22 protein-coding genes and 1 pseudogene are annotated in these 20,751 nt (G+C 61.3%); 18 read left to right on the top strand and 5 right to left on the bottom strand.

What is annotated here, in order from left to right:
- Positions 1–37: 37 nt before the first annotated feature.
- From pyrC to ACI3GR_RS03715, 18 genes and pseudogenes are all read left to right on the top strand, one after another.
- The gene (gene pyrC, locus ACI3GR_RS03800; protein WP_407492708.1) at positions 38–1,072 is read left to right on the top strand and encodes a dihydroorotase; all 1,035 of its coding nucleotides are present in this window, start codon (positions 38–40) and stop codon (positions 1,070–1,072) included.
- A 67-nt stretch (positions 1,073–1,139) separates the two neighbouring features.
- A complete protein-coding gene (locus ACI3GR_RS03795; protein ID WP_407492707.1) occupies positions 1,140–1,820 on the top strand; it encodes an orotate phosphoribosyltransferase in 681 nt (226 codons plus the stop codon).
- A gap of 413 nt (positions 1,821–2,233) precedes the next feature.
- Complete coding sequence (locus ACI3GR_RS03790; protein WP_407492706.1) at positions 2,234–3,730, top strand: replicative DNA helicase; 1,497 nt, start codon at positions 2,234–2,236, stop codon at positions 3,728–3,730.
- Positions 3,731–3,832: 102 nt separating this feature from the next.
- Positions 3,833–4,675 (top strand): DUF1194 domain-containing protein, encoded by an 843-nt coding sequence (locus ACI3GR_RS03785; RefSeq protein WP_407492705.1) that lies wholly within the window; start codon positions 3,833–3,835, stop codon positions 4,673–4,675.
- Between the two features lie 173 nt (positions 4,676–4,848).
- Positions 4,849–5,058 (top strand): annotated as a pseudogene (locus tag ACI3GR_RS03780) (DUF7716 domain-containing protein); the annotation flags it as partial.
- Between the two features lie 66 nt (positions 5,059–5,124).
- Positions 5,125–6,168 (top strand): alanine racemase, encoded by a 1,044-nt coding sequence (gene alr / locus ACI3GR_RS03775; protein ID WP_407492703.1) that lies wholly within the window; start codon positions 5,125–5,127, stop codon positions 6,166–6,168.
- Positions 6,169–6,173: 5 nt separating this feature from the next.
- On the top strand, positions 6,174–6,950 hold the full coding sequence (locus tag ACI3GR_RS03770) for an MlaE family ABC transporter permease (protein WP_407493593.1): 777 nt from the start codon (positions 6,174–6,176) through the stop codon (positions 6,948–6,950).
- Positions 6,947–7,690, top strand: coding sequence for an ABC transporter ATP-binding protein (locus tag ACI3GR_RS03765; protein WP_407492702.1), 744 nt, complete (start codon positions 6,947–6,949; stop codon positions 7,688–7,690). The genes ACI3GR_RS03770 and ACI3GR_RS03765 overlap by 4 nt, the downstream gene beginning before the upstream one ends.
- Positions 7,691–7,704: 14 nt before the next feature.
- Complete coding sequence (locus ACI3GR_RS03760) at positions 7,705–8,154, top strand: paraquat-inducible protein A (RefSeq protein WP_407492701.1); 450 nt, start codon at positions 7,705–7,707, stop codon at positions 8,152–8,154.
- Between the two features lie 75 nt (positions 8,155–8,229).
- A complete protein-coding gene (locus ACI3GR_RS03755; protein ID WP_407492700.1) occupies positions 8,230–9,018 on the top strand; it encodes a DNA repair protein in 789 nt (262 codons plus the stop codon).
- Between the two features lie 59 nt (positions 9,019–9,077).
- A complete protein-coding gene (radA, locus tag ACI3GR_RS03750) occupies positions 9,078–10,442 on the top strand; it encodes a DNA repair protein RadA (protein WP_407492699.1) in 1,365 nt (454 codons plus the stop codon).
- Between the two features lie 23 nt (positions 10,443–10,465).
- Positions 10,466–11,020, top strand: coding sequence for a CvpA family protein (locus tag ACI3GR_RS03745; RefSeq protein ID WP_407492698.1), 555 nt, complete (start codon positions 10,466–10,468; stop codon positions 11,018–11,020).
- 186 nt (positions 11,021–11,206) lie between these two features.
- Positions 11,207–12,658, top strand: coding sequence for an amidophosphoribosyltransferase (gene purF, locus ACI3GR_RS03740; RefSeq protein ID WP_407492697.1), 1,452 nt, complete (start codon positions 11,207–11,209; stop codon positions 12,656–12,658).
- A 201-nt stretch (positions 12,659–12,859) separates the two neighbouring features.
- Entirely contained in the window at positions 12,860–13,114 is a 255-nt protein-coding gene (locus ACI3GR_RS03735) for an amidophosphoribosyltransferase (protein WP_407492696.1), read from the top strand.
- Positions 13,115–13,163: 49 nt separating this feature from the next.
- On the top strand, positions 13,164–13,805 hold the full coding sequence (locus ACI3GR_RS03730) for an SDR family NAD(P)-dependent oxidoreductase (protein ID WP_407492695.1): 642 nt from the start codon (positions 13,164–13,166) through the stop codon (positions 13,803–13,805).
- Positions 13,806–13,924: 119 nt separating this feature from the next.
- Complete coding sequence (gene surE / locus ACI3GR_RS03725) at positions 13,925–14,707, top strand: 5'/3'-nucleotidase SurE (RefSeq protein ID WP_407492694.1); 783 nt, start codon at positions 13,925–13,927, stop codon at positions 14,705–14,707.
- Entirely contained in the window at positions 14,704–15,357 is a 654-nt protein-coding gene (locus tag ACI3GR_RS03720) for a protein-L-isoaspartate(D-aspartate) O-methyltransferase (protein ID WP_407492693.1), read from the top strand. Before surE ends, ACI3GR_RS03720 begins: the two co-directional genes overlap by 4 nt.
- Before the next feature lie 61 nt (positions 15,358–15,418).
- Complete coding sequence (locus ACI3GR_RS03715) at positions 15,419–16,642, top strand: peptidoglycan DD-metalloendopeptidase family protein (RefSeq protein WP_407492691.1); 1,224 nt, start codon at positions 15,419–15,421, stop codon at positions 16,640–16,642.
- Between the two features lie 101 nt (positions 16,643–16,743).
- Here the strand turns inward: ACI3GR_RS03715 and ACI3GR_RS03710 are convergent, their stop codons facing one another.
- The 5 genes from ACI3GR_RS03710 to ACI3GR_RS03690 all read right to left on the bottom strand — a co-directional run bounded on the left by ACI3GR_RS03710 (position 16,744) and on the right by ACI3GR_RS03690 (position 20,677).
- The gene (locus tag ACI3GR_RS03710; RefSeq protein ID WP_407492690.1) at positions 16,744–17,595 is read right to left on the bottom strand and encodes an ATP-binding protein; all 852 of its coding nucleotides are present in this window, start codon (positions 17,593–17,595) and stop codon (positions 16,744–16,746) included.
- 19 nt (positions 17,596–17,614) lie between these two features.
- Positions 17,615–18,634: a twin-arginine translocase subunit TatC gene (gene tatC / locus ACI3GR_RS03705; protein ID WP_407492689.1), complete on the bottom strand. Its 1,020-nt coding sequence runs from the start codon at positions 18,632–18,634 to the stop codon at positions 17,615–17,617.
- Positions 18,631–19,224 (bottom strand): Sec-independent protein translocase protein TatB, encoded by a 594-nt coding sequence (gene tatB, locus ACI3GR_RS03700; protein WP_407492688.1) that lies wholly within the window; start codon positions 19,222–19,224, stop codon positions 18,631–18,633. The genes tatC and tatB overlap by 4 nt, the downstream gene beginning before the upstream one ends.
- A 6-nt stretch (positions 19,225–19,230) precedes the next feature.
- The gene (locus tag ACI3GR_RS03695; protein ID WP_407492687.1) at positions 19,231–19,446 is read right to left on the bottom strand and encodes a twin-arginine translocase TatA/TatE family subunit; all 216 of its coding nucleotides are present in this window, start codon (positions 19,444–19,446) and stop codon (positions 19,231–19,233) included.
- 148 nt (positions 19,447–19,594) lie between these two features.
- Positions 19,595–20,677, bottom strand: coding sequence for an ABC transporter ATP-binding protein (locus ACI3GR_RS03690; protein WP_407492686.1), 1,083 nt, complete (start codon positions 20,675–20,677; stop codon positions 19,595–19,597).
- Positions 20,678–20,751: the final 74 nt, after the last annotated feature.

Genomic DNA, 20,751 nt, shown 5'->3' with positions numbered 1-20,751 from the left:
TCTTCCCCTTCTGCCTACGCCCGTGTAATCGCAAGCCATGACCCGCACGATCACGATCCGCCGCCCCGATGACTGGCACCTGCATTTGCGCGATGGCGCAATGATGCAGGCCGTTCTGCCCGAAACCGCCCGCACCTTTGGCCGCGCCATCGTGATGCCGAACCTTGTGCCGCCGGTGGTAACAGGCGCGCAGGCGGCAGCTTACCGGGATCGGATCATGGCCGCGCTGCCCGACGGCATGACATTTCAGCCGCTGATGACGCTGTATCTGACCGAAGACACCGATCCGGCAGATGTGGCGCAGGCCCATGCGGATGGGATCGCGACCTCGGTGAAACTCTACCCTGCGGGGGCGACGACGAACTCAGCTTCGGGTGTGCGCGACTTCGATAAGGTTCGCCCGGTTCTGGAAAAGATGGCCGAAATCGGGATGCCGCTGTGTATGCATGGCGAAGTCACCACCTCGGACGTCGATATCTTTGACCGCGAAGCCGTCTTTATCGAAACCGTTCTGGACCCAATCCGCCGCGCCACGCCCGGCCTGCGCGTCGTGATGGAACATACCACCACGTCCCATGCCGCCGATTACGTTCGGGCCAACGATCAGGACCTTGGGGCGACGATCACCACCCATCACCTGATTATCAACCGGAACCACATCCTCGTCGGCGGGATCAAACCGCATTACTACTGCCTGCCCGTCGCGAAGCGCGAAGAACATCGTCAGGCGCTGGTCGCCGCCGCGACCTCGGGCGACGCACGCTTCTTCCTTGGCACCGACAGCGCGCCGCATCCCGACCACCTGAAAGAACACGCCTGTGGCTGCGCCGGATGTTTCACCGCAACGAATACGATGCCTCTGCTGGCGCATGTGTTCGAAGAGGCGGGCGCGCTCGACCAGCTAGAGGCCTTCGCTTCTCTCAACGGTCCGGCCTTTTACCGCCTGCCCGCCAATGACGACACGATCACCCTGACCAAATCCGACACGGCCACCGCCTTCCCCGCCAAGATCGACTGCGAGGCTGGACCCGTCACCGTTTTCGACCCCGGCTTCCCAGTCTATTGGTCCTGATAGTCCTCTTGCTGCAAATATCCCCGCCGGAGGCATCCGACGGTCACACCACTCGAAAGGCCCGCATATGATCCCCTCCAGCTATCCCGCGCCCGAAGAAATCGCCCGCCTGACCGCTGGCATGTTGCTGGACATTCAGGCGGTGCACTTCAACTCGGATGAACCGTTCACGCTGGCCTCTGGCCTGCCCAGCCCGACCTATATCGATTGTCGCAAGCTGATCTCTTATCCGCGCATCCGATCGACCCTGATGGACTTCCTGACCGTCACGGTGATGCGTAACGCGGGCCTTGAGGCGTTTGACAACATCGCAGGCGGCGAAACGGCGGGCATCCCCTTTGCCGCGCTGGTCGCGGAACGCATGGCGCTGCCCATGACCTATGTGCGCAAGAAACCCAAGGGCTATGGCCGCAATGCCCGGATCGAAGGGGCGATGACCGAAGGGCAGCGGGTTCTTCTGGTCGAGGATCTGACCACCGATGGCGGCTCCAAAATCTCGTTCGTCGATGCGATCCGCGACACGGGTGCAACCTGTGCGCATACGGCGGTCATCTTTTATTATGGTATCTTCCCGGACACGGAAAAGACGCTTGGCGATCACGGGGTGACGCTGCACCACCTGTGCACCTGGTGGGACGTTCTGGCCGAAGCGCGTCGGCGCGAGGCCTTCTCGACCGCCACGCTGGACGAGGTCGAGGCCTTCCTGAAAGCGCCACGTGACTGGCAAGAGGCGCGCACCAAAGGCTGACGATTCGTCGCCGCCCCCCGCTGACGCAGGGGGCACGCCGCAACTTGATGCGAAGCGGCATCAGACGAATTTCCGCCCTGCGAAATGACGTCTGATGCTTGTGCAAAGCTGCCACAGAGAGCGCGGCAAGCTTGCCTTGCGATCTACAAAATGGTCTACTGTTTTGCAGGGAAACCACCACATCTGGTGGCGGCAAAAGATACACTGGTTATCCACAGGATTTCCAGATTGCCTGATCCGCACCGCCTCCGGTATCTCCAATCCTTACCGGGGGGTTAACGGCTGACAGCAAGACTTGGGGGCTGATTGGCCGGACCTTCGGGGCACGGATACAGGCACGGGAATCGGGGGGCGGGTGCGCATCGGCGCACCCAATCCTTCCGGCAAATCCGGCAATCGGGGACAGAGCAGACATGAACGATCTTTCGTACTTCAATGCCAGCGGCGACAACACGCCAGAGGTGTCGCAAGCCGACACGGTTCCGCATTCGATCGAGGCCGAACAGCAGCTGCTGGGCGCGCTTTTGACGAACAACGATGTCTATGACCGCATCGCGACGTTGATCGGACCGGACCATTTCTACGAACCCGTCCACGGCCGCATCTTTGAAGTCGCCGCCGCGCGCATCGCCAAGAACGCGCTGGCCACGCCGGTGACGCTGAAGGCGTTTCTGGAAAATGACGAAGGCCTGAAGGAACTGGGCGGACCGGGCTATCTGGCGCGTCTGGCGGGGTCTGCGATCGCGGCCTACGCGGTGCGCGACTATGCCCAGATGATCTATGATCTGGCGATCCGGCGCGAATTGATCCTGCTGGGTCAGGACATCGCCGCCGAAGCCATGCGGATGGACGTCAAGAACGAGCCGAAGGAACAGATCGTTCAGGCGGAACAAAAGCTTTACAAGATGTCCGAACAGGGCTCGGCCGAGTCCGGGTTCCAGTCATTCCTGTCTGCTGTCACCGATGCCGTGAACGTCGCCAACGCCGCATATCAGCGCGATGGGGGCCTTGCGGGCGTGTCCACTGGCCTGATCGACATGGACAAAAAGCTGGGCGGTCTGCACAAGTCCGACCTTCTGATCCTTGCCGGTCGTCCGTCGATGGGGAAAACCTCGCTCGCGACCAACATCGCGTTCAACGTGGCCAAAGCCTACAAGCGCGGCAAACTGCCGGACGGGTCCGAAGGCGCGGTCGAAGGCGGCGTGGTAGGTTTCTACTCTCTCGAAATGAGCGCCGAACAGCTTGCCGCGCGAGTTCTGTCCGAAGCCGCCGAAATCCCGTCAGAAAACATCCGCCGGGGTGACATGACCGAAGGTGAGTTCCGTCGTTTTGTTCAGGCTGCCAAAGACCTTGAAGCTTGTCCGCTGTTCATCGACGACACCCCGGCCCTGCCGATCGCGCAGCTGGCGGCGCGGGCACGGCGCCTGAAACGGACGCACGGGCTGGACCTGTTGATCGTCGACTACCTTCAGCTGGTGCGCGGCACGGCCGAAAACCGGGTGAACGAAATCGCCGAAATCTCGATGGGTCTGAAAGCCATCGCAAAGGAATTGAACATCCCTGTTATCGCGCTGTCCCAGCTGTCGCGTCAGGTGGAAAGCCGCGAAGACAAGCGCCCCCAGCTGTCTGACCTTCGGGAATCGGGCTCGATCGAACAGGACGCGGACGTCGTGATGTTCGTGTTCCGTGAGGAATACTATGTCGAGCGTGAAAAGCCGTCGGACGACCAGCTGGACAAGATGGCCGAATGGCAGGAACGGATGGAAAAGCTGCACGGCAAGGCCGAGGTCGTGATCGGCAAGCAGCGTCACGGTCCCATCGGCACTGTCGAGCTGTCCTTCGAGGGCCGCTTTACCAAGTTCGGGAACCTCGTGAAGCCTTGGCAGCAAGGCAACGACGACGGGTACTGATCCCGCCCAACATCACGGCAAGAAGATACGCCCGCCGCTCACCTTTTCGTGGGCTGGCGGGTTTTTCTCGACAGATGACCTCGGACGGCGCGACACTGCCCTATGGTCCGATCCCTGATCTTTGCGGCCGTGATGGCCATTGCCCCCGCTGCACCTGCCTTGGCGCAGCTCGAACCCTATGACCCCAATTCGATCGAAGTGGACGTCGAACTGCTGCTGCTGGTCGATGTGTCCCGGTCTATGACGCCGAACGAGCTGGAGATTCAGCGCCGCGGCTATGCCGAGGCACTGGTATCGCCCGAGGTTCTGAAGGCCATCAACGGTGGCATGATCGGACATGTGGCCATCGCATATGTCGAATGGGCCGGGTCTTATTCCCAGCGAGTCATTCAGGAATGGGCGGTGATCAGAACCTATGAAGACGCCCAGAATTTTGCCGACTCAATTGCCATGAATTCGACTGGTGGGATGAGGCGCACATCGATTTCGTCGGCCCTGTCCGTCGGGGCGGTGTATTTCCGCGACAACGGGTTTACCGGTCTGCGGCGTGTAATCGACGTATCAGGCGATGGGCCAAACAACGACGGCGCCCCTGTGCTGGCGGCCCGTGATCAGGTGGTTTCGCAGGGGATCACGATCAACGGGCTGCCCCTGATGACCCGCGAAGGCATGGGGGGCATGTGGACCATCGAAAATCTGGACGCCTACTACCGTGACTGCGTCATCGGCGGACCGGGGGCATTCGTTGTCCCTGTGCTGGACTGGTCCGAATTCGCGGCCGCCGTACGCAAGAAACTGGTGCTGGAAATCGCGGGCGATACGCCGCCCCCTGCCCCTTTCGCAATTCAAACCGAGCCGGAGAGGATCATCCCAACGCAGGGCGCAACCGATTGTCTGATCGGCGAAAAAATCTGGGAACGTTATCGCCAGAATTGGGAACCTTGATCGGCCCTCCAGCCCAGAGCGATTGTTGATCCGGGACGCCATCGCGACGAGCAAAAGAAGCCATGACCGCATTGATGACCCTAGGCCGCGTATCCGATCAGCCTGACCTTTGGGCGCAAGACGGCTTCTTGTACGTGGAAACGGGTGCAAATCCATAAACCGCCAAAACATCCTGCATGATCTTGGATTCCGAGGCCGCGGACTGGGACGAGGATCGTGACATGGCAGTCCTTGCCGTTCAGCACGGGCTGGCCCAAACGATCGAGGCCTATGACATCGGATCCGTCGCGCTTCACCTACAGGACCTGCGCGGCACCTATTCCCGCGCCGATCTGATTGCCGCGTTAGACCACTATATCCGGAACGACGCTTTCTTGACCTAGGCGCAGATCGCCGCGCGATCCCCAAATCCCCTTGCACGTAGCCCGCGTCACGGTCAAAAGACCCTTATGAGTACCGCACGTCTTACCGTTGATCTGGGCGCTTTGGTCGCCAACTGGCGCGCTTTGGATGCCGCCTCTTCTTCTGCCACTGAAACCGGCGCCGTCATCAAGGCGAACGGCTATGGTCTGGGGGTGGAACATGTCGCCCGTGCGCTGGCCAAAGCCGGTGCGCGCAAGTTCTTTGTGGCCGTTGCCGAAGAAGGCGCTGCCGTGCGCGAAACCCTCGGCCCAGAGGTCGAGATCAATGTCTTCGCCGGTCACATGCGCGGCGATACCGACATGATCGGCGACCTGAACCTGCGGCCCATGATCAATTCCGTCGACCAGATGCTGCGCCATGTCGAGGCGCTGCCGGGTCATCCCTTCGGTATTCAGCTTGATACCGGCATGAACCGTCTGGGGATGGAGCCTGCGGATTGGCTGGCCGTACGTGACACCGCGCTAGAGCTTTCGCCGACCCTGATCATGTCGCACCTCGCCTGCGCGGATGAACCCGATCACGCGATGAACACCCGCCAGTTGCGTCTGTTCAAGGAACTGACCGCAGGATTGGGCGTGCCCTGTTCGCTGTCTGCCACGGGCGGCATCCTGCTGGGGCCAGAGTATCACTTTGATGTCACGCGCCCCGGCATCGGTCTTTACGGCGGTCTGCCGTTTGAAGAGGCCGCGCCCGTTGTTCGGCTGGACCTGCCGGTGATTCAAGTGCGCGAAATTCAGGCGGGCGAAAGCGTCGGTTATGGCAACACCTGGGTCGCCAATGATCGCGCGATCATCGCCACCGTGTCGGGCGGCTATGCCGAAGGCATCCACCGGATCATCGGGCCGAAGACGTCGCTTTATGCAGGCGACATCCCCTGCCCGATCCGTGGACGCATTTCCATGGACAGCATCGGCGTCGACATCACCCATCTGACCGAAGAGCCGCAGGGGCTGACCCTTCTGGGGCCGCAGCAGGGCATCGATCTGATTGCCGACAACGCGGGCACCATCGGCTACGAAGTGCTGACCTCTTTGGGTGAGCGTCTGACGCGGCGGTATAAACCAGCGTGAGCTGGCTGGTCCGAGCCCTCGCCGGGATCGGGGCGCAGGTTCTGGCAATTCTGGCCGCCATCGGCCGTGTCGCGATTTTCGCTGGACATACCCTGCGTCATCTGGTGACGCCGCCATTCTACGGGCGGGAATTTCTGTCTGCCCTGTTGAACATCGGCTGGCTGTCCTTGCCGGTTGTCGGACTGACAGCCGTCTTTACCGGCGGCGCGTTGGCCCTGCAGATCTATGCGGGCGGATCGCGGTTCGATGCTGCCGCCGTGGTGCCGCAGATCGTGGCCATCGGTATGGTGCGCGAATTGGGGCCCGTGTTGGTGGGCCTGATGATCGCCGCGCGCGTGACCTCTTCTATCGCGGCGGAAATTGCCACGATGAAGGTGACCGAGCAGATTGATGCCTTGGTCACTCTGTCGACCCACCCGATGAAGTACCTGACCGTGCCCCGCGTTCTGGCCGGGCTGGTCACCGTGCCCCTTCTGGTGGGTGTTGGCGATATCATCGGCATCTTTGGCGGGTATCAGGTGGCGGTACGGTCGCTTGGATTTAACCCGGCCACCTATCTGCAGAATACGGTGGATTTTCTCGAACCGCTCGACGTGATCTCTTCGCTCGTCAAAGGCGCGGCCTTCGGGGTGATCGCGACTTTGATGGGCTGTTATTCCGGCATGAACTCGGGCCGTGGCGCGCAGGGCGTCGGCGCGGCGACAAAATCCTCGGTCGAGGCCGCATCGGTCCTGATCCTTGCGGCAAACTTCCTGCTGACGGGGGTGTTCTTTTCCGCATGATCCGGTTCGACGACGTCCATAAATCATTCGGCACGAACCACGTCCTGCGCGGCGTGACGCTTGAGGTGCCCAAGGGCCAATCGGTGGTGATCATCGGCGGATCGGGTACGGGCAAGTCGGTCCTGCTGAAATGCGTTCTTGGTCTGGTGACGCCCGATTCCGGTACGATCACTGTGGACGGCACAGAGGGGCACGACGACCGGGACGCCTTTCTGGCGCGGTTTGGCATGTTGTTTCAGGGGGGCGCGCTGTTCGATAGCCTGCCGGTCTGGCAAAACGTCGCCTTTCGACTGATGCGCGGTGCCTTGAAACGCCCCAAGGCCGAGGCCCGAGAGATCGCAGTGGAAAAGCTTCGTCGGGTCGGCCTGTCGCCTGACGTCGCCGATCGGTTCCCGGCCGAGCTGTCGGGCGGCATGCAGAAACGCGTCGGCTTGGCCCGCGCCATCGCGGCCGAGCCCGAGATTATCTTTTTCGATGAACCCACCACAGGGCTGGACCCCATCATGGCCGGTGTCATCAACGAATTGATCCGGGAAATCGTTGTGGAAATGGGCGCGACGGCGATGACCATCACGCATGACATGACCTCGGTCCGGGCGATATCGGATCGGGTCGCGATGCTGCACGGGGGCAAAATTCGCTGGACTGGCCCCGTGGCCGACATGGACGGTTCCGGGGATCCTTATGTCGATCAGTTCATACACGGACGCGCCGAGGGCCCGATCGAAACGGTGCGCTGACACGAGAGGTACGGATGCATCGCTGGCTTTTCTATCTGAACCTGTCGCTGCTGATCCTTTTTCCGATCTCTTGGTTTGCCCCTTTGGTGCGCGCAGGCTTGCTGCCGTTGTTTGGGTTGTCCGAAATCTCGGTCATCTCTGGCATCGCATCGCTATGGCGAACCGACATGTTTCTGGCGGTGATCGTCGCGCTCTTTGCGCTGGTAGCGCCGATGGCAAAGGTCATCACTCTGGCATTGATCCAGTCCGGACGTGCACCCGACAGGTGGCGGAAATGGCTTGGTTTTCTCAGTAAGCTGGCGATGGCCGATATCTTCCTGATCGCGCTTTACATCACGCTGGCCAAAGGCATGGGCGTTGGCCGGGTGGAAACAGCATGGGGGCTCTACCTCTTCTCCTCTTTGGTAATTGTTTCCTTTTTGCTGTCACATTGTTCGCGTCGCGTGAACGACGGGAATCATTGACGCTTGGGTTTTGCGACCCATACTTTTTGGTAGCAGGCGGAAATTTGCTTATTTTTGACCTGTCCGGGGGTTTTGATGTCGCTAGGTAGGATCAATCGCATCGCAAGACAGATTCAGTCTGTTCTTCAACCTGTGATTGTCGCCGCGCTCGTCCTCGTCTCTGCCACCGCCGTGATTGCAACCGGAATGGCCTTTGCCGGGCGCCTGCCCTGGCCGGAAATTCAGATCGGATATGGCGGGCAAGCTCTTGAAATCGGGATGTATGTTCAGATCGGTCTGACGGCGCTTTTGATCATGCTTGGGATCTACTTGCCTACCACTTGGCGGGTCCAGCGCTTGGAACTGTCGCACCGCCGGTTCGAAATCGGCATGGCGGATGTCACACGCGCCTACGCCGTGGCCCATGCCGGGGATCGGGCTGGCACCTTCAACCTGAAAGGCGAATTCGATTCTGTTCGTGAGAGGTTTCAGTTTCTGCGCGATCATCCCGATCTGGGCGATATGGAGCCGGGCATCTTGGAAATCGCCGCGCAGATGAGCCACGTGAGCGCTGAACTGGCCCATACCTACAGCGATGAAAAGGTTGAACGCGCCCGCGCCTTCCTGCGCCAGCGCCATGAAGAGTTGGCCCAATTCGACGCGCGCATCGAAGAGGCAACGGCCATCACGAACGAAATCGTGCATTGGTCCCGGTGTCTGGAGCTGGAAGAGGCGGTCGCCAAGAGCAAGCTGCAGCGCCTGAAAGAAGAGCTGCGCGAAGTTCTTCCCGCGGTTTTGCCGCCTGCCGCCCGCACCACCGAAGTGCAGCGCCGATTGACTGAACTGTCGGAAAAAGCCGCCGCAAACCGCCATCCGGCAGAGTGACGCCGCGCCCTTGGCTTAGGCCATTGACCGTCTGGCAGTGACGCGCCACAAGATATGCCATGGCCAAACCTCAAATCTCCTATACCTGCCAGAACTGCGGCGCCCGTCATTCGAAATGGGCCGGGCAATGCGATGGCTGCGGTGAATGGAACACCTTGCAAGAAGAGGCGCCGCTGTCCTCTGGCCCCGGCAAGGCGCTGAAGGGCGCGCGCGGTCGTAAACTGGTGCTGTCGGACCTGTCGACCAAGGAAGACCCGCCGCCGCGCACAGCCTCGGGCATGGATGAGCTGGACCGGGTTCTGGGCGGCGGTCTGGTTCCTGCGTCGGCAATTCTTGTCGGGGGGGATCCGGGCATCGGGAAATCGACGCTCTTGCTGCAGGCCGCGGCCAAGTTTGCCTCTACCGGTTTGAAAACGTTCTACATATCCGGGGAAGAAGCCAGCGCGCAGGTCCGTCTGCGTGCCGCACGTCTGGGTTTGCGCGACGCGCCGGTGCAGTTGGCAACCGAAACCTCGCTGCGCGATATCATGACCACACTGGATGAAGAACGGCCCGATCTGGTCATCATCGACTCGGTCCAGACGATGTGGTCGGACAACGTAGACAGCGCGCCGGGTTCAGTATCGCAGGTTCGTGCCACGGCGCAGGAACTGACGACCTTTGCCAAGCGACGAGGCGCGGCGGTTATCCTCGTGGGCCACGTCACGAAGGAAGGCCAGATCGCTGGTCCCCGCGTCGTTGAACATATGGTCGATACCGTACTGTATTTCGAAGGCGAGCGAGGCCACCAGTTCCGTATCCTGCGCAGCGTAAAAAACCGCTTTGGCCCGGCGGATGAGATCGGCGTGTTCGAAATGACCGGCTCTGGCCTTGCCGAGGTCACCAACCCGTCGGCCTTGTTCCTATCGGAACGTGGCCAACCCGCGCCCGGATCAGTCGTTTTTGCCGGGATCGAAGGCACGCGGCCCGTGTTGGTCGAATTTCAAGCCTTGGTCGCCCCGACCCCGCACAGCCAGCCGCGCCGCACGGTCGTGGGTTGGGATGGTGGACGGCTTGCGATGATCCTTGCGGTGCTCGAATCGCGGTGTGGTATCCCGTTCGCGGGCCTCGACGTTTACCTGAACGTGGCGGGCGGACTGAAAATCAGCGAACCGGCTGCCGATCTGGCGGTGGCTGCAGCCATCCTGTCGGCCCGAGAAGACGTTGCCTTGCCGTCCGAAAGCGTCGTCTTCGGCGAAATATCACTCTCCGGCGCGCTTCGACCGGTGGGTCAGACCGAAAACAGGTTGAAAGAAGCGGCAAAACTTGGTTTTTCCTCCGCCATAGCCCCGGCCGGTGGCAAGATCAAAGGCCGGGATGGGATGTCGCTGCGCGAAATGTCTGACTTGACGGCGGTGGTAGGCGAAGTATTCGGCGCAGGTTGACGCCAAGGCAAAGGGACAAGCGGATGGAAGGTTTCACAGTTATTGACGCCGTGGTTGCGGTGGTCATCGTTCTGTCCGCGCTGCTGGCGTATTCGCGCGGCTTGGTGCGCGAAGGTCTGGCCATCGGTGGCTGGATCGCGGCAGGCATCCTGTCGTTCATTTTCGCCCCGCAGGTCGCGCCGCTGGTCAAGGAAATCCCGGTCATTGGCGATTTCATCTCGGACAACTGCGAATTGTCGATGATCACCGGCTTTGCCGCTGTGTTCGCCGTAGTTCTTCTGATCACCTCGCTGTTCACGCCGTTGTTTGCATCCGTCGTGCAACGGTCTGCGCTTGGCGGGTTGGATCAGGCGCTTGGGTTCCTGTTCGGCGTGGCGCGTGGGCTGCTTTTGGTGGCGATCGCGTTCTTCGTGTACAACACGATGTTTTCGTCGCAGCAGACCGCCGTGGTCGACAATAGCCGGTCTGCACAGGTGTTTGGCCAAGTGACCGGCAAGTTCGAAAGCGAAGACCCGCAGGCCGCCTTGGGCTGGGTCACCACGCAATACGAACAGCTGATCGGCACCTGCGAACAGTAATCGCGCGTATCAAACGACCGCTCTTCACGTTTTGGCGTTCTGCGCCTCGGTATTGTGATCCTTTCGTGACACTTCGGTTCATAGGTTTTATGAGGGGCACGAGACCGACCGGATTCGGAGCACGCCTTGTCCTGCCAGACCCCCAAAACTGCCCATTCTGATGACCACGCCGACATGGAAGCGCGTATGCCGACGCTTCCGTGGGATGACGACAAGCTAAAAGAAGAATGTGGTATCTTCGGCGTCATTGGCGCCGTTGATGCGGCCAGCTTTGTCGCGCTTGGTCTGCACGCCCTGCAACACCGTGGGCAAGAGGCCGGGGGGATCGTGGTCCATGACCCTGAACACGGCTTCAACTCGGCCCGGCGGATGGGCTATGTGCGTGATAACTTTACGTCTTCCGATGTGATGGACACGCTGCCGGGGCCGCTGGCCATCGGGCATGTGCGCTATTCCACCGCCGGGAACAAAGGCCAGACCGCGATCCGCGACGTGCAACCGTTCTTTGGTGAATTCGCGATGGGCGGGGCCGCGCTGGCCCACAACGGCAACATCACCAATGCCGAGGCGCTTCGCAAAGAACTGATCGAACGCGGCGCTATTTTCCAATCGTCGTCGGACAGCGAATGCATCATCCACCTGATGGCACGGTCGTTGCAGCGCAACATCCCAGACCGGATGGAAGACGCGCTGCGTCGGACCGAAGGCGCATTCTCTGTCGTTGCGATGACCCGCACCAAACTGATCGGTGTGCGCGATCCCCTTGGGGTGCGTCCGCTGGTGTTGGGCAAAGTCGCGGATGGCTATGCCCTGTCGTCGGAAACCTGCGCGCTGGATATCATCGGCGCGGAATTCGTGCGCGAAATCGAACCCGGAGAGATGGTGGTGATCACCGATCAGGGCGTCGAGAGCCGTTTTCCCTTCCGCAAGATGGCGTCGCGCTTTTGCATCTTTGAACATGTCTATTTTTCGCGTCCCGACAGCATTATTGGCGGCCGCTCGGTCTATGAAACGCGCCGTCAGATCGGCGTGGAACTGGCCCGCGAAGCCCCGGTCGAGGCCGATCTGGTGTGCCCCGTGCCAGACAGCGGTACGCCTGCGGCCATCGGGTTCGCTGCGGAAAGCGGGATCGAGTTCGGTCTGGGGATCACGCGGAATCAGTACATGGGTCGGACCTTTATTGAGCCGACCGAGCAGATCCGGAACATGGGTGTCCGCCTGAAACTGAACGTCAACCGCGCGCTTATCCAAGGCAAACGGGTGATCTTGGTCGACGACTCGGTGGTGCGCGGGACGACCAGCCGCAAGATCAAAGAGATGATCTTGGATGCTGGCGCGGCAGAGGTGCATTTCCGCATCGCCTCTCCTCCGACCGCCTGGCCCTGTTTCTACGGTGTGGACACGCCGCAGCGTGAAAAGCTGCTGGCCGCAACCATGTCCGAGGATGAGATGCGTGATCACCTGCAGGTGGACAGCCTCAAGTTCATCTCTCTGGACGGGCTGTACCGGGCTGTTGGCGCGGCCGAAGGGCGCAATGCCAAGTGTCCGCAGTACTGTGACGCCTGCTTCTCGGGGGAATATCCGGTGGAGCCGTCGGATATGATCCAGCGTGGGTTCGAATTGAAGGCGGCTGAATAAGCCCCTTCGCCACCCCCAACACCTGTAACAACTAGGTTAACCGCCCGTGATCAGCATGACGGCGCCTATGCCCATGCTGCGCTGCGGCGCTTTTCTGCCTGTGACGGCGTGTGCGCGTCGCGACCTCTTTCCTTTGTTCTGATCCTCAGCCAAATGCCCGCTTCTCGCGTCCAAAGAGGCGCTGAAGAACATGAGGCAAAGATGAGTGATACGCCGGAAAATGTCGCTGAACTGGCGACCGACGAAAAGGCGCTGGACCTGAGTGGGATGGCGCTGCTGGGCACGATGATTGACCCGCAAGGGCCCAAAGCGCTGGTGCGCTTTTCAGGGGGCGACGTGCGCAAAGTCGAACCGGGCGACCGGATTGGGCTGGCACAGGTACAGGCCATCGGGCCGGGTGTCGTGCAGATCAGCAACCTTGGCGGCGTCAAGACGTTGACCATGCCGCAAGGCTAAGCTGCAGCCGCCGCTTGACGGGCCAGCGCAAAGTCGCCAAACCGCTGGCATGACTGACCAGATCGCCCTTATCACCGGTGCGTCGCGGGGCCTTGGCGCTTCGCTGGCCCGCGCCCTTGCCCCGACCCATCATATCGTCGCCGTCGCCCGAACCGTGGGCGCGCTGGAAGAACTGGACGACGCCATTAAAACGGCTGGCGGGTCTGCCACGCTGGCCCCGATGGATGTGACCAAGGCGGATGCCATGGCGCAGTTGTGCCGGTCGATCCACGACCGGTGGGGCGGGATTGCCCTATGGGCGCACACCGCGATCCACACCGCACCGCTGTCACCCGCCGCGCATATCGACGCCAAGGATTGGGCCAAATCGGTCGAGTGCAATGTCACCTGCATGGGCCACCTGATCCCCTTCATCTCGCCGCTTCTGGGCACTGATGGGCGGGCTGTGTTCTTTGACGACCCGGCGACCGAGCAGAAATTCCACGGGGCTTACGGTGCGACCAAAGCCGCGCAAATTTCGCTGGCGCGCGTCTGGGCCGCGGAAACTGCAACTTCGGGACCCCGTGTCGACATCCTGACACCTAACCCGATGCCCACCGCCTTGCGCGCCCGGTTCCACCCCGGCGAAGATCGCGACGCGCTGGTCCACCCGGATATCGAAGCCGCGCGCCTGCTGGCGCAGTTGGGCTAAGCGCCCAAGGGTTGCGGAAAGGATTCACCCGCACCTTGGATTGGGCCCGGAAACGGGTCGTTGCTTGCCCCCCCACGCGGCCCTAGGTATTCAGACCGAAACAGGCAGCGGGGCGACTTATGCGTATTCTCATTACCAACGACGATGGCATCAATGCACCGGGGCTAAAGGTTCTGGAAAAGATCGCCGCCGAACTGGCCGGCCCTGACGGCGAAGTCTGGGTCGTCGCCCCGGCGTTCGAACAATCGGGCGTGGGGCATATGATTTCCTACACCCACCCCACGATGATTTCGAAAATGGGCGATCGCCGCTTTGCCGCCGAAGGGTCGCCCGCAGACTGCGTCATGGCGGGCATCCACGATGTGCTGAAGGATCAGCCCATTGATCTGGTGTTGTCGGGCGTGAACCGCGGCAATAACTCGGCCGAGAACGCGCTCTATTCCGGTACTTTGGGCGGCGCGATGGAAGGGGCGTTGCAGGGCCTGCCCGCTTTTGCGCTGTCTCAGTACCTCGGGCCCGACAACTTCGACATCGACGACCCGTTCGAGGCCTCGGGGCAGCACGGCGCCGACGTGATCCGCAAAGTCTTGGACACCGCGCCCGCGAACGACAACGCCTACGGTCTGTTCTATAACCTGAACTTCCCGCCCTGCCCTGCCGATCAGGTGGCAGGCGTTCGTGTCGCCCCACAGGGCATCCGCCCCGGCACCACCTTCTCGGTCGAGGCGCATTTGTCCCCCGCCGGGCGTCGTTTCCTGTGGGCGCGTGGCACCGATCAGCGCAAAGGCTCTGCCCCCGGAACGGATGCGGCGGTGAACTTGGATCGCTATATCTCGGTCACGCCGATGCGGGCGGATTTGACGGCACATGACGTGCTGGACAGCCTCAAGGGCATCGAATGAACGACACGCCTTCTGTTGCGGAACGCAAGATGCAGTTCCTTTTCACGCTGCGATCCCGTGGCGTGACCGAGGCTGCGACGCTGGAAGCGATGGAAAAGGTGGACCGGGGCGATTTCGTCAAAGGCTTGTTCGCGGAACGCGCCTATGAGGACATGCCTCTGCCAATCGCCTGCGGCCAGACGATTTCGCAGCCGTCGGTGGTGGGATTGATGACGCAGGCGCTGAAGGTCGAACCGCGGCATCGGGTGCTGGAGGTGGGGACCGGCTCTGGATATCAGGCGGCCGTGCTGGCGCAGATCGCGCGCCGGGTCTATACGATCGACCGCCACCCCCGTTTGGTGCGCGAAGCCGAGGTCGTGTTCGACAAGATGAAGCTAGGCAATGTGACCACCTTCGTGGGCGACGGCAGTCACGGGTTGCCCGATCAGGCGCCCTTTGATCGTATCATTGTGACCGCCGCGGCCGAGGATGCGCCGGGGCCGCTCTTGGCTCAGATGAAGATCGGCGGTATCATGGTGTTACCCGTCGGGCAGTCGGACACGGTGCAAAGCCTGATCCGCGTGCACAGGCTAGAGACGGGATACGATTACGAAGAGCTGCGGCCAGTGCGCTTTGTTCCGCTGGTTGAAGGGCTTGCCAAAGACGAATAACGACGCGGGCGCGTCTTGGGTGATAAAGCCTCGGAAAACGGGGCGGATGAGGGATCGACAGATGCAACGAATGGCCGGGATCGCTGGATCAAACACCAGCGCGCTGCGAGTTTTGCTTGGGAGCGTGGCGCTGATCGCACTTGCGGCCTGCGAAAACCCCGATTTCGACCTTCGGGGCGGATTGGGTGGATTTTCCACGACGGCGGCGGCACAGACAGCCACTTTGGACCGTCCCCGGCCCGATGATCGCGGGATCATTTCCTATCCAAATTATCAGGTCGTGGTGTCGCGCCGTGGCGACACGGTACGTGACGTGGCCACGCGGATCGGTGTCGATCCACAGGGCTTGGCCAGCTACAATGGCCTTCGCGCCGATGACCGGTTGCGCAATGGCGAGATTCTGGCGCTGCCGACGCGCGTCGCAGAACCGTCGCCCGCGACGGGTGCCACAGGAACCGGGCCCATACTGCCCGCCGATCAGGTCGATATCGCATCGCTGGCCGGCAACGCCATCGACCGCGCGGGCGACCAGCGTGTCGAAGTGGCTACCCTGCCCCCGGCACAGGATCAGCTGACCGGTCCAGAGCCTGTGCGCCATCAGGTCAAACGCGGAGAAACCGCCTATACGATTTCGCGGCTTTATGACGTGTCCGTGCGATCTCTTGCGGATTGGAACAGCCTCGACAGCAATTACACCATTCGGGAAGGTCAGTATCTGCTTATCCCCGTGGCCGCACAGCCATCCCCCGTTCGGGACATCCCGGATGAGACAGAGCCGCCGGGCACCGGAACACCCACGCCCGTCCCGCCCAGTGCTGCGCGGCCGCTGCCACAGGAAGACACGGCCCCAATCGCCGAGGCGACGCCAGAACCCACGCGTTCGGAACCCACCGCGGCCCCTGACCTGAGCCAGCAGCAAAGCGCGCCAAGTTCCAGCGCGGCGATGGATTATCCGGTCAAAGGGCGCATCATCCGCGAATATTCCCGCGGCAAGAGCGATGGCATTGATATTGCCGCCGATCCCGGCACCTCGGTCAGGGCGGCGGATGCGGGTACCGTAGCGGCCATCACATCGGATGCAGACAACGTCCGGGTGATCGTCGTGCGCCATCAGGGCAAATTGCTGACGATCTATTCCAACGTCGACAATATCGCCGTGTCGGAAGGTCAAACCGTGTCGCGCGGGCAGAAGCTGGCGGAAATCCGGTCGGGCGCGTCGCCCTATGTGCATTTCGAGGTGCGCAAGGGCCTAGAGGCGACCGATCCCATGGATTACCTGAACTAAGGTCTAAAGGCTGATCGGGTGAAGGGGCGCTGCCCCTTCTGGCCCTCCGGGCCATTCAACCCCGAGGGTATTTACCAACCAGAAGAAGCGGATTGGGGGACTTATCCCTTGATCGCAACGCCGTGCCGTCCTGCGAGGTCGGTGAAGAACTGCCACGCGACCCGCCCGGAGCGGGCGCCGCGGGTAGCTTGCCATTCGATCGCCTCGGCGCGCAAGGTTTCGGGGTCGACCTTCAAGCCATGGGCCGCACAATAGCCGTCGATCATCGCCAGATAGTCGTTCTGATCACAGGGATGGAAGCCCAGCCACAAACCGAAGCGGTCGGACAGGGATACCTTTTCCTCGACCGCCTCTCCGGGGTTGATGGCGCTGGAGCGTTCGTTTTCGATCATATCGCGCGGCATCAGGTGACGACGATTGGACGTCGCATAGAACAGCACGTTTTCGGGCCGCCCGGCGATGCCGCCGTCAAGAACCGCCTTAAGCGATTTATAGTGCTGGTCGTCGTGGCTAAAGCTCAGATCGTCACAGAACAGCAAAAACCGATGAGAACTGCGGCTGAGGATCTGCATCAGCCGGGATACGGTTGGCAGGTCTTCGCGCTGAAGTTCGACGATTTTCAGCGGGGTGCTTTGATTGATCTTGGCGTGGATCGCTTTGACGAGGCTGGATTTACCCATGCCCCGTGCGCCCCACAACAGCGCGTTATTGGCTGGCAGCCCCTGGGCGAACTGGCGCGTGTTCGCCAGCAGTGTGTCGCGCGACCGGTCAATGCCCACAAGCAGGTCCAGATCGACACGAGACACGCGGGTAACGGGCGTCAGACGTTCAGGGTCGGTTTCCCAGACGAAGGCATCCGCGCCGTCAAAATCGGGCGAGGCCAGAGGCGCAGGAGACATACGTTCCAACGCCTCGGCGATACGGGTCAGCTGCGCTTGGCTATCGTCGGTCATTCTTACGCTCCGGCGCGGATTACTTCTTGGGCGCGCCGGGATCGGGCTTGAAGGTGTCATCCACCTGGCCGGGGTCGTCCTCTTCCGCGTCATCGCCCGAGGTGTCTTCGTCCTCGTCGAATTCCTTCATGAGAGGGTCTTCTTTCAGAAGCGGGTCTTCGGCGGGTTCGTCGACTTCGGGTTCTTCGTCGGCAAGGTCTTCTTCCTCGTCGTCGTAATAGCCTTCAGCGCGCAGGCGGGCCTCGCGTTTCGTTTCGACCCGACGGACCAGCCAGATGGAAATTTCGTATAGGCCGTAGACCACGACGAACAGGATCACCTGCGTGATGATATCCGGGGGCGTAACCAGAGCGGCCAGCACAAGGATGGCGACCACCGCATACTTACGAACGTTGCCAAGACCTTCGGCCGACACCAGACCAGCCTTACCCATCAGGGTCAGCAGGACGGGCAGCTGGAAGCACAGGCCAAAGGCCACGATGAATTTGATCGTCAGCGAAAGGTATTCCTGCGCGGACCCCTGAAAGGCGATGCCGGCGATGCCGTTTTCAACCGTTTCGTCCGACAGGACCGATCCGGGTTGCTGGAAGCCCAGGAAAAAGTCGAAAGCCAGCGGCGTCACGACGTAGAAGGCAAAAGAAGCGCCCAGGAAGAACATCAGGGGCGACGAAATCAGGAAGGGCAGAAACGCCCCTTTTTCCGAGCGATAAAGGCCCGGCGCCACGAACCGCCACATCTGCAGTGCAATGTAGGGGAAGGACAGGCAGAGCCCGCCCAGAAGCGAGATCGAGATCGCGACGAAGAAACCTTCTTGGAGCTTGATCAGGATCAGGCCGCAATCGCCCGTCTGGCCACGGGCCGACATTGCGTCACACAGCGGCTGCGTGAGAAAGTTAAAGATCGGGTTCCAGACGGTGAAACAGATCACCATGCCGATGATGAAGGCGACCACCGAATGGATCAGGCGGTTGCGCAGTTCGGCCAGGTGTTCGATCAGCGGGGCAGAGCTGTCTTCGATCTCGTCGTGGGCCGCGCTCATGCTTTGTCCTTCGTGTCCGTCGCCTTGGCGCTTGCCGTTTTAGGTTTGGCCTTAGGCTTGGCGGTCTTTGGCTTGTCAGCCTTTGGCTTCGCTGTTTTGGCCTTTGCGGACGCAGCGGTATCCGTCGCTGGCTTGGCCGCAGGGGCTGCTGCCGCGTCGGGCGTTGCATCTGCTTGGGATGCCCCCGGGCCAGTTGCTTCGGCCTTCGCTGCCGCTTCTTCGGCGGCGCGGCGCTGGCTGGCTTTTTCGGCACTGGCTGCGTGGATTTTTTTCGCTGCTTCGGCGCGATCCTCGGCCAGCTTGGCGGTGTTCGAGCCGGGTTCCCACTTGGTAAAGTCGGTGGCGTCTTTGACCTTGTCCAAGCCATATTTGGCCGGGTTCGTCAGGCCTTTCAGCGTATCCGTCGCCTCTTTGACACCGGACTGATCCGCAGCCTCTTCCATGGCGCGAGAAAACTCTCGGGCCATTCCGCGTGCCTTACCGACAAACTGGCCGATGTTGCGGAACAGAACCGGAAGGTCCTTGGGTCCTACAACGATCAAGCCGACGATGCCGATGAGCAAAAGCTCGGTCCAGCCCATGCCGAACATGGTGGATTACGCCTTGTCTTTTTCTTCTTCAGGCGTGACGTCGCGTGCTTCGTCCGCCTGCGAGTCTTCCAGTTCTTTGGTGCCGTCGCTCACGCCTTTTTTGAAGGCGGTGATGCCTTTGCCGACCTCACCCATCAGCGACGAAATCTTGCCGCGTCCGAAGAGGACCAGCACGACCACGGCGATCAGCAGAAGGCCCGGAAGGCCGATATTGTTGAGCATCAGTTCTCTCCCCATGTGCGTCGGGGAACGGTATCCCCGGTGCGAAAGTCCAGACGTATCTAATGGCTAAGCCCCGCAAGGGGAAGGTGCAATCCTTGGATTGGCGTAGAAAAAAGGGCCTGAGGGCGCGGCAAATCGCCTATGGTGCCTAGCCAGTCACCGGAAAGACGAAACAGCGGTCGCGTCGCAGGGTCAGCCACAGGGCTTTGCCGGGTTTGGGCAGGAAAACATTGGGCACTGTCGCCTTCAGGATTGACCCGTCGTGATCCATGCGAAATTCGACCAGGCTTTCACTTCCCATGAACCGCGCACGGATCACCGTGCCGCGAGCTGGCGTTCCATCCTGCGCCGTGGGCAGTGGCCCCTGCCCGTCGCGGTCAAAGTCGATTTTCAGGTGCTGAGGACGGATGACGATTTCCACCTCTTGCCCGTCCGGGACACCGGGGGCGAGGAACTGGCCAAAGGGCGTTTCGACCAGCGCATTCCGAACGGTGCCGCGGATGGCATTAATATCACTGAAGAACGCCACCGATTCCTTGTCCCGCGGGGCGTTGTAGATATTGTAGGGCGCGCCCTGCTGGACGATCTTGCCGTGCCGCATCAGCGCGATGTCATCAGCCATGCGCATCGCTTCTTCCGGCTCATGCGTGACCAGCAGAACCGCCGTGCCCGTATCCTTGAGGATCGACAGCGTGGTGTCGCGGATTTCATCCCGCAGGCGGTTGTCTAGGCCGGAAAACGGCTCGTCCATCAGCATGATGCGCGGATCGGGGGCCAAAGCGCGGGCCAAGGCGACACGCTGTTGTTCACCGCCGGACAGCTCGTGCGGCCATGCGTCGATAAAGCGGCGCAGGTTCACCCGGTCCAGCATCGTTTCCACGCGCGCCCGATTTTCCGCCCTACTGCCCTTCAGGCCAAAGGCCACGTTGTCGGCCACGGTCAGATGCGGAAACAGCGCAAAGTCTTGAAACATCAGGCCGATCCGACGACGTTCAGCCGGAACGCGAAAAACGGTGTCGCAGACCAGATTGCCGTCGACCCAGATCTCTCCCTTATCCTGCATTTCGACCCCGGCGATCATCCGCAGTGTCGTCGATTTGCCGCAACCCGACGGGCCTAGCAGGCAGGTCACCTGTCCCGGGTAGATCGACAGCGACACGTCATCCACGACCGGACGGCCATCGAAATGGCGGGTCAGGTTCCGGATTTCCAAGCGTGGGGGCGTAACCAAGGTCTTTGCCGATCAAATTACTAAGGCTTTCGGACGGGTAGCAAAGCGGATCGCTCTCGTAAAGGGCTGGCGCT

This window comes from Pseudooceanicola aestuariicola (genome assembly GCF_045763785.1).
In the GTDB taxonomy this organism is placed as follows: domain Bacteria; phylum Pseudomonadota; class Alphaproteobacteria; order Rhodobacterales; family Rhodobacteraceae; genus Pseudooceanicola.
The sequence above is the reverse complement of the archived record's forward strand: the minus strand, read 5'-3'. Positions and strand labels throughout refer to the sequence as shown.